Source organism: Virgibacillus natechei (assembly GCF_026013645.1).
In the GTDB taxonomy this organism is placed as follows: Bacteria; Bacillota; Bacilli; order Bacillales; family Amphibacillaceae; genus Virgibacillus_L; species Virgibacillus_L natechei.
Genome location: NZ_CP110224.1, coordinates 1,735,971 through 1,750,626 on the forward strand (window position 1 = coordinate 1,735,971; position 14,656 = coordinate 1,750,626).

At 35.9% G+C, this 14,656-nt stretch carries 18 protein-coding genes; all 18 read left to right on the forward strand.

The features are described 5' to 3' along the window. Window positions 1–5: 5 nt before the first annotated feature. The 18 genes from OLD84_RS09045 (at window position 6) to OLD84_RS09130 (ending at window position 14,656) form a co-directional block, all read left to right on the forward strand. A complete protein-coding gene (locus tag OLD84_RS09045; protein ID WP_209461340.1) occupies window positions 6–554 on the forward strand; it encodes a MotE family protein in 549 nt (182 codons plus the stop codon). Between the two features lie 20 nt (window positions 555–574). Continuing rightward, entirely contained in the window at window positions 575–2,005 is a 1,431-nt protein-coding gene (locus OLD84_RS09050; protein ID WP_209461339.1) for a flagellar hook-length control protein FliK, read from the forward strand. Between the two features lie 9 nt (window positions 2,006–2,014). Next, complete coding sequence (flgD, locus tag OLD84_RS09055) at window positions 2,015–2,509, forward strand: flagellar hook assembly protein FlgD (protein WP_209461338.1); 495 nt, start codon at window positions 2,015–2,017, stop codon at window positions 2,507–2,509. A 1-nt stretch (window position 2,510) separates the two neighbouring features. After that, window positions 2,511–2,888, forward strand: coding sequence for a TIGR02530 family flagellar biosynthesis protein (locus tag OLD84_RS09060; protein WP_209461337.1), 378 nt, complete (start codon window positions 2,511–2,513; stop codon window positions 2,886–2,888). Between the two features lie 81 nt (window positions 2,889–2,969). After that, window positions 2,970–3,821, forward strand: a complete 852-nt coding sequence (flgG, locus tag OLD84_RS09065) for a flagellar basal body rod protein FlgG (RefSeq protein WP_209461336.1) — start codon at window positions 2,970–2,972, stop codon at window positions 3,819–3,821. A gap of 48 nt (window positions 3,822–3,869) precedes the next feature. Next, window positions 3,870–4,088 (forward strand): flagellar FlbD family protein, encoded by a 219-nt coding sequence (locus OLD84_RS09070; RefSeq protein ID WP_209461335.1) that lies wholly within the window; start codon window positions 3,870–3,872, stop codon window positions 4,086–4,088. Next, complete coding sequence (gene fliL, locus OLD84_RS09075) at window positions 4,081–4,500, forward strand: flagellar basal body-associated protein FliL (protein ID WP_209461334.1); 420 nt, start codon at window positions 4,081–4,083, stop codon at window positions 4,498–4,500. The genes OLD84_RS09070 and fliL overlap by 8 nt, the downstream gene beginning before the upstream one ends. A 43-nt stretch (window positions 4,501–4,543) precedes the next feature. Continuing rightward, the gene (gene fliM / locus OLD84_RS09080) at window positions 4,544–5,539 is read left to right on the forward strand and encodes a flagellar motor switch protein FliM (RefSeq protein ID WP_209461333.1); all 996 of its coding nucleotides are present in this window, start codon (window positions 4,544–4,546) and stop codon (window positions 5,537–5,539) included. Beyond that, window positions 5,529–6,656, forward strand: a complete 1,128-nt coding sequence (gene fliY, locus OLD84_RS09085; RefSeq protein ID WP_209461332.1) for a flagellar motor switch phosphatase FliY — start codon at window positions 5,529–5,531, stop codon at window positions 6,654–6,656. The genes fliM and fliY overlap by 11 nt, the downstream gene beginning before the upstream one ends. A gap of 24 nt (window positions 6,657–6,680) precedes the next feature. Then, complete coding sequence (locus tag OLD84_RS09090; RefSeq protein WP_209461331.1) at window positions 6,681–7,043, forward strand: response regulator; 363 nt, start codon at window positions 6,681–6,683, stop codon at window positions 7,041–7,043. Window positions 7,044–7,149: 106 nt separating this feature from the next. Next, complete coding sequence (locus tag OLD84_RS09095; protein WP_264917418.1) at window positions 7,150–7,761, forward strand: flagellar biosynthetic protein FliO; 612 nt, start codon at window positions 7,150–7,152, stop codon at window positions 7,759–7,761. Continuing rightward, window positions 7,754–8,419, forward strand: a complete 666-nt coding sequence (gene fliP, locus OLD84_RS09100) for a flagellar type III secretion system pore protein FliP (RefSeq protein ID WP_209461329.1) — start codon at window positions 7,754–7,756, stop codon at window positions 8,417–8,419. Before OLD84_RS09095 ends, fliP begins: the two co-directional genes overlap by 8 nt. A 64-nt stretch (window positions 8,420–8,483) precedes the next feature. Further along, window positions 8,484–8,753: a flagellar biosynthesis protein FliQ gene (gene fliQ, locus OLD84_RS09105; RefSeq protein ID WP_209461328.1), complete on the forward strand. Its 270-nt coding sequence runs from the start codon at window positions 8,484–8,486 to the stop codon at window positions 8,751–8,753. A 3-nt stretch (window positions 8,754–8,756) separates the two neighbouring features. Continuing rightward, on the forward strand, window positions 8,757–9,536 hold the full coding sequence (fliR, locus tag OLD84_RS09110; RefSeq protein WP_209461327.1) for a flagellar biosynthetic protein FliR: 780 nt from the start codon (window positions 8,757–8,759) through the stop codon (window positions 9,534–9,536). 1 nt (window position 9,537) lies between these two features. After that, on the forward strand, window positions 9,538–10,617 hold the full coding sequence (gene flhB / locus OLD84_RS09115; RefSeq protein WP_209461326.1) for a flagellar biosynthesis protein FlhB: 1,080 nt from the start codon (window positions 9,538–9,540) through the stop codon (window positions 10,615–10,617). 19 nt (window positions 10,618–10,636) lie between these two features. Continuing rightward, window positions 10,637–12,670 (forward strand): flagellar biosynthesis protein FlhA, encoded by a 2,034-nt coding sequence (gene flhA, locus OLD84_RS09120; RefSeq protein ID WP_209461325.1) that lies wholly within the window; start codon window positions 10,637–10,639, stop codon window positions 12,668–12,670. Further along, window positions 12,667–13,800 carry a flagellar biosynthesis GTPase FlhF gene (flhF, locus tag OLD84_RS09125; protein WP_209461324.1) on the forward strand — a complete coding sequence of 378 codons (1,134 nt, stop codon included), beginning with the start codon at window positions 12,667–12,669 and terminating at the stop codon, window positions 13,798–13,800. Before flhA ends, flhF begins: the two co-directional genes overlap by 4 nt. Then, window positions 13,793–14,656, forward strand: coding sequence for a MinD/ParA family protein (locus tag OLD84_RS09130; protein ID WP_209461323.1), 864 nt, complete (start codon window positions 13,793–13,795; stop codon window positions 14,654–14,656). Before flhF ends, OLD84_RS09130 begins: the two co-directional genes overlap by 8 nt.

A 14,656-nucleotide genomic window follows, 5' to 3' on the forward strand; every position in this document is an offset into this window, starting at 1 on the left:
AGCTAATGGTAAAGCAACCAAAAACAAAAAAGAAAATGAATCCATTTCTGCGATTTCTTTTTGCCATTGTGATTCCAATCGTTGTACTCATTATAGTGGTGATCATTATATTTTCTGCTGCAGGCGTAAATGTAATGGATTGGACAAAGGAAAAAGGGAGTAATATTCCAGTTGTGTCTACTTTTATTACAACAGCGGAAGAGGAGAGTCTTCAGCTTGAAGAGGAGCAAGTTCAGGCTGAAATAGAAAGTAAAGAGGCAGAAATACAGGAATTATATCAAGAGATAGATGGACTTGAGTTCGAAAATGAACAAATGGCGCAGGAAATACTTAGGTTGGAAAACAATGATGAAAATCCAGAGGACGCAGCTGCTGGTTCATTTAAGGATATGGACAATGAGCAAGCAGCATTAATTATTGAAAACCTGGAAAACGAGACGGCTGTTGCTATTTTAGAAGAAGTATCAGATGAGGTACGTGGTGAGATCTTAGAGGCGATGGACCCCGAAACGGCAGCAACTTTAACACAATTATTGATTAGTAGTGATGAATAAAATGATTCACTTGAAAGGGGGTGAGAAAACTGAATGCGATAGGTATGCTTTTTCAACAAGGGCAATTGTCTTTGCCTTCGTCAGGTAATTTAAAGCAGACTAGTGGAGAAGAAGGTAATTCCTCATTATTTCAAATGCTATTAGATGGCGAACAAGCAACAGAACCACACATTACAAAAATGAAAGATTCTAGTTCTGATAATGAAGTGATGAATCTGGATAACACCCCAACAGAAATGAAAGAACACTTGTACAATATGTTAATGGATTCTGATAAATTTGGAGATAAAGCCATTTCTGAAGATGAAATGGGGGCTAAGTGGTTGAATTTGGATAGCGTGTCAACAGAGATAAAAGAACTATTAAATAACATGTTAATGGATTCTGATAACTTGGAAGGTATAACCATTACTGAAGAAGGAATTGCGAGTAAGTGGATTAATTTGGATCGTTTACCATCCGAGGTGACAGATAAATTATTCAACATGATAAATGACTCTGATAATGGGGTGGTGAGCTTAGAGCAATTTTTCGAGTCAGGTATACTACCAACAATATCTGAAGAAGCCTTGATAGATACATCTGCTATTCAGAAAGAGTTGGGTGGAATTATTGCAAAGGTTGAAACACTTTTATCCCAGATTGAAACGAAGCAGGATATTAAAAGAGCAGCACCCAAAATACTAGACTTGCTACAACAATGGACTTCCATGCAAAAGAAGTCAGGTAATAGCGAGTCAAATATTTTATCAACGATGAATAATAAAGAAGGAACGAAAGAACAGGGAATCTGGAGAGAACTCGTACAATCTTTTCAAAAAAGAGATCAATTAGCAGCAAAACAACACTATAATAGTGATGCTAAAGTTACAAGTTCAGATATAACGAAATGGATTGGCAACGCATTGGATAACCAGGCGCCTGCTGAGAGATTAGCTGGGCAACCGAATGTGACTAACATGCCAATTACGAGATTGGAACAACACGCTATCTATCTGAATCAAACGCAAGGTTCTCAGTCTGCTGAGAAGCAATTCATCGAACAATTTCAAAAAATAATGCAAGCGAGTAAATTTTCAACTATGCCGAATGGAACAAATCAATTATCCATTACAATGCGACCTGAAAATTTAGGTGAAATGATGGTTCGGCTAACACAAGTGAATGGGGAAATGACAGTAAAAATTCTTGTTACATCTCAAGCATCAAAAGAAATGCTTGAATCAAACATGGGACAATTGAGAAATATTTTTTCACCACAACAAGTTGTTATTGAAAAACAGGAATTGACTGCTCAACAAGAACAGGATTTGCAGAAGGATAAGGAAGAGAAAGAAGAACAATTGAAAGACCAAAATAATTCTCACTATCAGGACCAGGGCAATGATGAGAAAGACTTGGAAGATGATTTTGAAACACAATTCCAGGAATTATTAAATGAGAAAGTGTAGGTGCATGTAATGACAACGATTGATCCGAATTTATACTTGCATAACCAATCAACATCAAGAACACCAAGCCCAGAACTTGGAAAAGATCAATTTTTACAAATACTAATGACGCAATTGCAAAATCAAGACCCTACAGATCCAATGGACGATTCGCAATTCATATCGCAAATGGCCGAATTCTCTTCATTGGAACAAACAATGAATATGGCAAATTCTATTGATCAACTTGTCCAAAATCAAACGGTATCTCCAGTAATTCAAAATAGTCATATGATAGATAAAGAGATTTCGTATCAAGCTTATGAACAAGAAACTGGAGCAGCACTAGATATTGAAACTAGTAATGTGGTCGCGGTTAGTCAGCATGAGGGATACGCTGTATTAGAATTAGAAAATGGTGAGAAAATCTATGCAGATGCTGTGTTACAAATAAATCATCCAAACATAGAAGACGGGGATAGTGCCACGGACGTAACAGGTCCAAGCCCTGAAGGAAGTGAATAACATGGATCATCCTATTCACCAGTTACAGCAACATCATAACGTACAAATTCCGGCAATGAAAAAGCAAGATGTAAAACAGTCATCAGGTACACCATTTCGTGACGTTTTATCTGAGCAACAAAATTTAAAGGTCAGTAAGCATGCAAAACAGCGTATGGATGAACGGAATATCCAACTTAATGATACGCAATGGAGTGCAATTACAGAAAAAATGGGTGAAGCAAAGGGTAAAGGTGTAACAGATTCGTTGGTACTTACGAACGAGGCAGCATTATTAGTTAGTACGAAAAATAATACCGTTGTCACAGCAATGGACCGCGAAGAAGCGACAAGTAAAATTTTCACAAATATTAATGGAACGATTTTAATAAATGACTAAGCTGGACCCGATTGGGAGGCTTATACAAGTTGTTGACTGATTGATACAGCTTATTACTAAAACCAAAAAGGGGATAATAAAATGTTACGTTCAATGTATGCAGGTATTTCAGGAATGCAAGGGTCACAAACAAAATTGGATGTTATTGGTAATAACATTGCCAATGTGAATACATCTGGTTTTAAAAAAGGTCGTGTGACATTTCAAGATATGATGAGCCAAACCACTTCAGGTGCTCAAGGTCCAACAGATACACGTGGTGGCGTGAACCCAAATCAAGTAGGACTCGGGTCAAAACAGGGAACAATTGATAATATACAAACACAGGGATTCTTGGAAACAACTGAAAACCCATTGGATTTAGCCATTGAAGGTGATGGGATGTTTCAAGTTGAAGAAGGTGAAGCGCAAGGTGATGGAGCTCCTTATTATACACGTGCTGGGAATTTCTACTTGGATGATGAAGGAGATATTATAAATCCTGATGGATATTACTTAACCGGTGAAGCAACTGTTGAGAGTGCTGCTCAAGATGGTAACGTCACAGAAGGGGACATAATTCGTTTAACGATACCAGATGAAGCTCAAAGTTTCAGCATTCAATCAAATGGCATCGTTAACTATGTAGATGCAGAGGGAGGAACACAAGAAGCAGGCCAAATAGTGCTTGCAAACTTTTCAAACCCGGCTGGACTTGAAAAAGCCGGAAATAATCTATTCCTGGATTCACCAAATGCTGGATATAATGATTTAGTTCCACCCGAGACAGCTGGAACCGGTTCTCTCGTCAGCGGAACGTTGGAAATGTCCAATGTTGACCTTGCAGAGGAATTCACAGAAATGATTACCGCACAACGTGCATTCCAGGCCAATACTAGAATTATTACAACATCTGATGAAATCCTGCAAGAGCTTGTTAACCTAAAACGATAATAAGGAGGGAGGGAGTGCTCTTTTATTAAGCGTACTCCCGCCATTATTATGATTCAATTAAGACGATTGAACGCAGAACCATTTACACTTAATGCTATTATGATTGAACAAATTCAATCCTTTCCTGATACGATGATTACATTAACAAATGGCAAGAAGATTATCGTGCAAAATCCTGAATCGGAAGTCATTGAGTTAGTTAACTCTTATTATCGAAAAATAGGTATACAGAAAGTGTTAAATGAAGTAGATAAAGGAAGTGAATAGATTGGTCAGAACGATCGTAACTTCGCTCTTAACGTTAGTGATAGGCGCTGCTCTTACAGCGGTAGTATTACTGAATGTTACAGATGAAAATAATGAAGGACAAGCTGAGTCTATTGATGACATTGTCGAACATTCTTATGACTCTCCAGAAATAACAACTGACCTTCAGAGCGGCAATTTTGTGCGCATACAATTTAAGTTATTAACAGATAGTGATGCAGCAAGAGAAGAAATAGGCAAGCGAGACTTTCAGTTAAAAAATATATTAATAAAAGAGTTGGCAACAATGGATGAAGAAGACTTCAAGTCCGACTTATCTGAGCTGGAGGATATTGTTAAATCAAGGTTAAATGAGGTAATGTCGGAAGGAAATATTACAGATGTTTATACAATAAATAAAATTATGCAATAAAAATATAATTTATGAAACTACTCCACTATGGAGGTGAGTATTTTTGACAGATGAAATTCTTTCACAAAATGAAATTGATTCTCTTTTATCTGCGATTACATCAGGTGAAATGGATGCAGAAGAATTGCAGAAAGAAGAGCAGGAAAAGAAGGTACGTGTTTATGATTTCAAACGAGCACTGCGATATTCAAAGGATCAGATTCGAAGTGTATCCAGAATCCATGAAAATTATGCACGGTTGTTGACTACTTTTTTTTCATCGCAATTAAGAACCTACATTAATATTTCAGTTGCTTCAGTAGATCAAATCCCTTACGAAGAATTTATTAGATCAATTCCTCAGGTAACGGTGTTAAATATTTATAGTGTTGCACCCCTAGATGGAAGGTTAATTATGGAAGTGAATCCAAACATTGCCTATGCAATGCTTGATCGTGTACTTGGCGGAAAAGGAAGTAGCGAGAATAAGGTTGAAAAATTTACAGAAATTGAAACGATACTAATATCACAATTATTCGAAAAAGCTGTAGTCAATCTCCAAGAGGCATGGTCTTCTATTGTGGAACTTGATCCTGTACTTGAGGAGTTTGAGATGAATCCGCAGTTTTTACAAATGGTATCCCCAAATGAAACGGTTGTTGTGGTTTCACTGCATACAACAATTGGAGAAACAAGTGGGATGATAAATATTTGCATTCCACATAATATTTTGGAACCTATCATTTCCAAACTATCTGTTCATTATTGGATGCAAGCTACGACGAATAATAAAGACTCGGATGCATATGAAAAAATATCCAAAAATATACAGGATGTTCAAATAGAAGGAAAAGCATTTTTAGGAGAAACAGATATCAATATTCAAGAATTTTTAAATTTGAATAAAGGTGATGTAATATCCTTAAATCAATCAATTGATCATCCGCTTACAATGGCAATAAATAACGAAGCTAAGTTTTATGTGCAGCCAGGTAACTATAAAAATAAAATGTCAGTGCAAGTATTGGAACAAATTGGGGGGAATGAAAATGATGAATGACGGAATGCTTTCTCAAGACGAAATTGACGCTCTATTAAAAGTAAGTTCAGATAACGATGTGAATGAGATCGATTATTTATCAACCATAGAAGAAGACACACTTGGTGAAATAGGTAATATCTCATTTGGGAACTCTGCAACTACGCTTTCTTCGTTGCTAAATCAAAAGGTTGAAATTACAACCCCTTCCGTTTCTATTATCCAACAATCGGATTTAGAACAGGAATTTAATGCTGAAGCTATAAATATTTCGGTTAACTATACAGAGGGTTTTATCGGAAATAATGTATTTGTTATGCAGGCAGAAGCTGCAGCAATTATTTCGGATATTATGTTAGGTGGTGATGGTACATCACCAGAAGAGGATTTAACTGAAATTCATCTAAGTGCTGTACAGGAAGCCATGAATCAAATGATGGGTGCAGCTGCTACAAGTATGTCTAGTGTTTTTAATAAAAAAGTAGATATAACACCACCATCTATCACTAGTGAGTCAAACTCCAAGCCTATATTTGATGAAGATGCTTATGTCAAGGTCTCTTTTCAATTAAAGATTGGTAACTTAATAGATTCCATTATCATGCAACTGATACCATTTCCGTTTGCAAAGCAATTAGTGGAACAATTAATGAATAAAGAAGTAGTTGATGAAGCTGCAGTAGCGAAGGAACCAATAGAAAAACAGAGCCAACCCAAAGCACAAATGAAAAAAACAACCGAAGAACCAACCAATAATACAACAAATGGATTTAATACAAACCCGCAATATTTAGGAAATTCAATGGATCAAAGCAATGCAGACATTCAGCATGCAACGTTCTCAAGTTTTAATCCGGTTGAACTGAATAAAAATGAACAGCGAAATTTGGATATGCTTTTGGATGTACCATTAAAGGTTACCGTTGAACTAGGACGCACGAAACGGTCAATAAAAGATATATTGGATTTAGCGCCTGGATCTATAATTGAGCTTGATAAGTTGGCAGGGGAACCTGTAGATATTATGGTGAATGAGAAATTGGTTGCTAAAGGTGAAGTCGTTGTAATTGATGAGAACTTTGGTGTACGAGTATCGGATATAATAAGTCAGACCGATCGATTGATGAAACTTAAATAAGATTAAACGAAGGAGGATTAATCAATGTCTCAGCGTATCTTAATTGTTGATGATGCAGCATTCATGCGAATGATGATAAAAGATATTCTAACGAAGAGTGGATACAATGTAATTGGGGAAGCACAGGACGGTGCTGAAGCTGTTGAGAAATATAAAGAGTTATCACCAGATCTCGTTACAATGGATATTACGATGCCTGAAATGGATGGTGTAGAAGCATTAAAAAAAATCCAAGAATTAAACCAAGAGGCAAAGGTGATTATGTGCTCTGCCATGGGACAGCAAGCAATGGTAATTGATGCCATTCAAGCCGGGGCAAAGGATTTTATTGTTAAGCCATTTGAAGCAGAACGGGTTATAGAAGCAATACAAAAGGTCTTACGTTAAGAAACGAGTGATTATGTTGACTAAAAAATTATTCTTTAGTATCTGTGTGACAATCCTTCTCACCAGTAGTGTTTTTTCAGTTCATGTTGAAGCAAGTACAAATGTATTGGATTGTCTTAACGGTAATAGTGATTGTGAAGAGTTGAATGAGGTACCAGAGGAGCCAGAAATGGATGAAGTTCAAGATGAAGAATCACAAGTTCAAAATCAAGATGAAGATGAATCGGTAGCAGGTTCTGAAGGTAGTTTGCCGTTATTTGAATTGGTGAAAATGTTTTTTGCTTTATTATTAGTCCTTGCACTTATTTATTTATTACTTAAATTTTTAAGCAAGCGGAATAAATTATTCAATCAAGTAAGATCTTTAGAAAATTTGGGTGGTATATCAGTTGGTCAGAATAAATCGATTCAAATTGTTCGAATAGGATCAAAGGTTCATCTTATAGGTGTTGGTGAAAATGTAGAAATGCTGCATGAGATTACCGATGAAGAAATTAAAAGTGAGTTATTACATAGAGAGACAAATGAAGAAAGTGAATTTACCACAAGTAAAATTTTATCATCATTTTTACAACCAAATTCAGATAGAGGAAAGCGTACAATGAACCGAAAAAACGAATTTAAAAACCAGTTTTCAATTGAACTGGAGAAACTTAAACAAAATAGAAAAAATATAATCAAGCAGAATAAACAGAAAGAAGATAAGCCATATGAATGAATTCATAGATATGTTTTCCAGTTCTGATCCTGCATCTGTTACAACATCTGTTCAATTGCTATTATTATTAACCGTCTTATCATTGGCGCCGAGTATTTTAATCTTAATGACTAGTTTTACTAGAATTATAATTGTTCTTTCTTTCGTTCGGACATCACTCGCAACTCAACAAATGCCTCCTAATCAGGTTTTAATAGGAATTGCATTATTTTTAACCTTCTTTATTATGGCCCCGACGTTTAGTCAGGTATATGACGAAGCCTTGCAGCCACTTTTTGAAGAGGATATTACATTGGATGAGGCTTATGAACGTGCTAGTATTCCAATGAAAGATTTTATGGCGGGTCATACTAGACAAAAAGATTTGGCATTATTTGTGAATTACGCAGAAATGGATGCTCCTGAAACGGTACAGGATATTCCATTAACGACACTCGTACCAGCATTTGCCATCAGTGAATTGAAAACGGCTTTTCAGATGGGCTTTATGATTTTTGTTCCATTTTTAATTATTGATATGGCAGTAGCCAGTGTCTTAATGTCGATGGGGATGATGATGCTGCCACCAGTAATGATTTCACTACCATTTAAGATTCTATTATTTGTCCTAGTAGATGGATGGTATCTCATTACGCATTCATTATTGGGCGGCTTTTAATGTGATTTTACTAATTAATCGATGATAAACGGAGTTGTTCTAAAGGAGAGGGGGGCTTTTTAACTTGACTAGTGAATTTGTTTTAACATTAGCAGAAAGAGGCATTTATACAATTTTAATGGTTACTGGTCCATTGCTTATCTTAGCATTAACAGTCGGGCTCTTAGTTAGTGTTTTTCAAGCTACAACTCAAATCCAGGAACAAACACTGGCCTTTATTCCTAAAATAGTAGCTGTTTTTCTTGGTCTGGTTTTCTTTGGCCCCTGGATGCTTACGACAATGATAGAGTTTACTGTAGATGTATTTGAAAACTTAAACCGGTTTGTAGGATAACTTATGCTGGAAATAATTGATATCAATAGTATCCCTATATTTTTACTTATTTTTGTTCGAATAGCGGCGTTTTTTGTTACATTACCGTTGTTTTCATATCAGACAATTCCAGCGCCATTTACAATTGGATTTAGTTTTTTTCTCGCTTTTATTATGTTTTATACAGTTGATGCCTCCGCTGTGACTGTTGATTATATGTATCTTTTATTACTTGTTAAAGAAGCCCTTGTTGGACTTTTAATAGGGTTTATCGCTTTTTTAATTCTATCAGCTGTTCAGGTTGCCGGTGGTTTCATCGACTTTCAGATGGGTTTCGCTATTGCAAATGTGATGGATCCGCAAACAGGAGCGCAAGTTCCTATTACAGGTCAGTATCTCTATATATTTACACTGCTGTTTCTATTATCGGTTAATGGTCATCATTTATTAATAGATGGTATCTTTTATAGTTATAATTTAATTCCAATTGATGCCTTTATACCGTTTCACGATGGATCTATCGCTTATTTTGTAATTAATACGTTTAATCAAATGTTTCTAATTGCATTTCAAATGGCTATACCAATCGTTGGTTGTTTGTTTTTAGTTGATGTTGCCTTAGGTATTATTGCTAGGACAGTACCACAGTTAAACGTGTTTGTAGTTGGTTTGCCTTTGAAAATATTTGTGAGCTTCGTCGTTATTTTATTTTTCCTTAGCCTTTATATAGGCCTTGTAAGGAATTTATTCGAGACAATGTTTGAAGTGATGCAGGGGCTTATGCAATTGTTCGGGGGTGCTTAACGTGCAACTGAAACTGGATTTACAATTTTTTGCAGGTGAAAAAACAGAAAAAGCAACTCCAAAGAAAAAACAAGATGAGCGCCAAAAAGGAAAGGTTGCTAAAAGTCAGGATGTAAATACAGCTATTCTATTGTTATTTTCTTTTATTCTACTATTTGTATTTGGTAGTTACATGAGAGATACACTGACAACATTATATGAACATACATTTACAGAATTCATCCATTGGGAGTTAACGGAAAACTCTATTCACCAAATATTCTCAGGAGCTGCTGTTGAACTAGCAAAAATGCTAGCTCCGATTATGTTGGGGGCAATTATTGCTGGATTGGTATCCAATCTAACTCAAATTGGCTTTTTGTTTACTGCTACACCTTTGAAAGTTGACTTGAAAAGAATTGATCCAATACAAGGGGCAAAGCGGATTTTCTCGGCACGTGCTCTGGTTGAGTTATTAAAATCATTATTGAAAATTGTTTTTATTGGTGTTATTACGTTTACGATTATTTGGATTTATAAAGATGAAATGATGATGCAAGCATTTATAAACGCAGAAAATGCACTAGCATTCTTCTCTAGAGTAACGATAATCATGGGGATATCAGCAACCTTAGCTTTATTATTCCTTTCTATTTTGGATTATGTCTATCAACGGTATGACTTCGAAAAAAACTTGAGAATGTCTAAGCAAGATGTAAAAGATGAGCACAAAAACATGGAGGGCGACCCTCTTATCAAATCGAAAATAAAAGCAAAGCAAAAGCAAATGGCGCAGCGACGTATGATGAGTGAGGTTCCAACTGCAGATGTGGTTATTACAAACCCAACTCATTTTGCAATTGCAATAAAATATGATGAGGAAAAAGCTATTGCCCCCTATATAGTAGCAAGAGGTACAGACCACATGGCTTTAAGAATTAAAGAAATAGCTAAAGCACATCATGTTGTAACAGTAGAAGATAGACAATTAGCACGTTCTTTACATAATGCGCTTGAAATTGGTGATGTGATTCCTGAGGAGTTTTATCAAGCGGTCGCTGAAATTCTGGCCTATGTCTATCGACTAGAGAAAAAAGTTTGAGCAATGAGGAGAGTCAATAATGAGAGCACGTGATTTGTCTGTACTTTTAGGTGTTATTTTAATAATTATTATGTTAGTTATTCCGCTACCTGGATGGCTATTAAGTGTACTCATTTTATGCAATATAACATTAGCATTAATTGTTATCTTAGTATCTATGAATACCCAGGAAGCTTTACAATTTTCTGTTTTTCCTACTCTCTTATTGTTGTTAACTTTATTTCGACTTGGTTTGAACGTTTCGACAACTAGATCAATTTTATCCGAAGCAGATGCCGGTGGGGTGGTTGACACATTTGGGTCTTTTGTTATAGGAGGGAACCCACTTGTAGGTTTTGTTGTATTTGGAATTTTAGTTGTTATTCAATTTTTGGTTATTACAAAAGGTGCAGAGCGTGTGTCGGAAGTTGCGGCTCGTTTCACGTTGGATGCCATGCCTGGTAAACAAATGAGTATTGATGCAGATTTAAATGCTGGATTAATCTCGGAACATCAGGCTAAAGAAAGACGTGAAAAAGTTGAAAATGAAGCAGATTTCCATGGATCAATGGATGGTGCAAGTAAATTTGTTAAGGGAGACGCGATTGCTGGAATTGTAATTGTCCTAATCAATATTATATTTGGGCTGATAATAGGTATGGTTCAAATGGATATGTCTTTCCAAGAAGCAATCAATACATACATGGCTTTAACGATAGGAGATGGCTTGGTAAGTCAGATTCCTGCTATTTTAATTGCAACTGCAACAGGAATTGTTGTAACAAGAACGACAACTACTGGTAATCTAGGTTCAGAAGTAACTGGACAATTATTGCAATACCCAAAATTACTACTCATTGCCGCTGGAACAATCTTTATGCTAGGTTTCACACCAATCAACTTTTTTCTGACTACATTGCTTGCGAGTATATTGGGACTTAGCGGATATTTATTATTAAAACAGTCCAAGGAACCTGAAGTACCAGACATAGAGGAAGAGGATCAAACGGAAAGCTCTTCAATGAAGTCTTCTGAGAATGTAGTAAATCTATTAAATATGGATCCAATTGAATTTGAATTTGGTTATGCACTTATACCGCTAGCTGATTCCAATCAAGGCGGTGATTTATTAGACCGTATCATTATGATTCGCAGACAATTAGCTATAGAGCTTGGGGTAGTAATTCCTGTTGTTCGAATACGAGATAACATACAGCTCAATCCGAATGAATACCGTTTAAAGGTTAAAGGAAATGAAGTAGCATCAGGTGAATTACTATTAGATCATTATTTAGCTATGGCGCCTGATATAGATGACGATCATATAGATGGAATTGATACGAAGGAACCAGCCTTTGGGTTGCCCGCAAAATGGATTACAGAAGATAATAAAGATGATGCTGAATTATCAGGTTATACAGTTGTTGATCCGCCATCAGTTGTCTCCACCCATATCACGGAAGTCATCAAGCATGTTGCTCACACGTTGTTGGGAAGGCAGGAAACGAAGCAATTAATTGACCATTTAAAGGAGAACTATCCAATATTAGTGGAAGAAGTTACCCCAGAACCATTAGCGACGGGTGATGTTCAAAAAGTTCTAGCCAAACTACTTAGAGAAAATATATCCATACGTAACTTGCCAATCATTTTTGAAACACTGGCAGATTTTTCTAAAATGACAAACGACACAGAGTTACTGGGAGAGTATTCTAGGCAAGCATTATCATCGCAAATCACCAAACAATTTGTACATGATGATATGTCCCTAAAAGTTATCACTGTATCAGGAAAAGCGGAAAAGATGATTGCCGAAAATATTCAGCAAACGGAGCATGGTAATTATTTAGCATTAGATCCGGAATCACAGCAGCTTATTATTAAAAAAATACATGAAGAGGTAGAAAAACTATCACTACAGGAAGAAACAGCAATTGTATTATGTTCACCGGCAATTCGAATGTATCTAAAGCAACTATTGGATCGATACCTGCCACAAGTCGTTGTGTTGTCATATAATGAATTAGAACCAAATGTACAAATTCAAAGCGTAGGGGTGGTGAATGTAGCGTGAAGGTAAAAAAATTCGTAGCACCAACAATGCCGGAAGCGATGAAACAAATTCGAAATGAACTTGGGTCAGAGGCTGTCATATTGAATTCTAAAGAAATAAAAAAAGGTGGTTTTCTCGGATTATTTAAAAAGCAAAATATTGAAGTAATAGCAGCACTTGATCCGCACCCTTTAGAAACGAAAGAGGAAGCAAAAACAAAGAAAGAATCAAAAGTACCGGTTATAAATGATCCTGTTTTGCAATCAAATAGCCAATCGGATAGTAAAGAAGTTATAAATGAGATTCAAAACTTAAAGAAAATTATTTCGCATCAAGCACTATCAAATGGAAGTAATTATTCAGTTGATTATCAACTCGTCTATCAACACTTGCTGGAACAGGAGGTAGATAATAAGCTTGCGGAGCAACTAATAAATAATGTAGTAAAAAAGAGCGAAGGCTTAGAGACTAAGCCTAGTCTGAATACGATTAAGCAGGAGATTAAAAAAGAAATTCAAAATAGATTACGTGATTTATCTTTTGAAGGTATCACATATGATCAAAAAATCGTTCAATTTGTTGGTCCGACAGGTGTGGGCAAAACAACTACGTTAGCAAAAATTGCTGCGCATAGTATGCTTAATGATAATAAAAAGGTTGCTTTTATTACTACCGACACGTATCGGATAGCCGCCATAGAACAATTGAAGACCTATGCTCGGATCTTGGACGTACCGGTAAAAGTGGCTTATACCATAGAGGAATACAAGAATGCGATTGAATCATTTCAAAACTACGATTTAATTTTAATTGACACGGCAGGTAGAAACTTCCGTGATGAGAGATATGTAACAGAATTAGAAGATACGATTGATTTAAGTATGGATCTCGCTACATATCTCGTTTTATCCTTAACTGCAAAGCCTAAAGATTTAACCGAAATTTATGATCAATTTTACCATATCCCGATTAAGGAAGTTATTTTTACTAAAATTGATGAAACAAGACAGTATGGGACCATGTTAAACATTGCAATAAATAAACATGTCGGTATCGCGTATGTCACAAATGGCCAAGATGTTCCCGATGATCTTGTGCATCTTACACCAGAAGTAATTACGGATTATATTGTGGGTGAGAATAATGCGTGATCAGGATCAAGCGGAAATCTTGCGTCGAAAACTTAAACATGCCAGTAACCCAAGACAGGCAAAAACGCTGTCTATAATAAGTGGAAAAGGTGGGGTTGGTAAGTCAAATGTTGCACTGAATTTCTCGTTAGGTTTAATAAAAAATAAAAACAAGGTGTTAATAATCGATTTAGATGTAGGTATGGGAAATATTAATATCTTACTCGGATTACATGCACATAAAACAATTATCGACATGTTTAATGAACAGTTATCCATTCATGATATTATCGAGACAGGTCCAGGTGAATTAGCCTATATTGCAGGTGGTTCCGGGATGAGTGATTTTTTTACAATGAATCATGCAAAAAGAGAGTATTTTTTTACGCAGTATCAAGAATTAATACAAATGTATGATTACATTATCTTTGATATGGGCGCTGGAGCTACGTCGGATAGTATATTTTTTATTCTTGCTTCCGATGAATGTCTTGTTGTCACAACTCCAGAACCTACATCTATCACAGATGCATATAGCATGGTGAAACATGTGTTAACAAATCAGGCTGCAATGCCGTTGTACGTGATAATGAATCGCGCTTCAACACATAAAGATGGAATGAAATCCTTGAAAAGATTCAAACAAGTCGTATTTCAGTTTCTTCAAACCGACATTCAATTACTGGGAATTCTTCCGGAAGATAAAATTGTTTCTACAGCTGTGAGAAGACAGATTCCCTATGTATTGTTAAATGAAAAGTCTGCTGTTTCTAAAGCAATGAACCAGCTTACCACTAATTATACAAATAACGTAAAAGAATTTACTGAGTCTGCATCATTTATTCAGAAATTAAAAAAATTGCTAACAGAGAGGTAA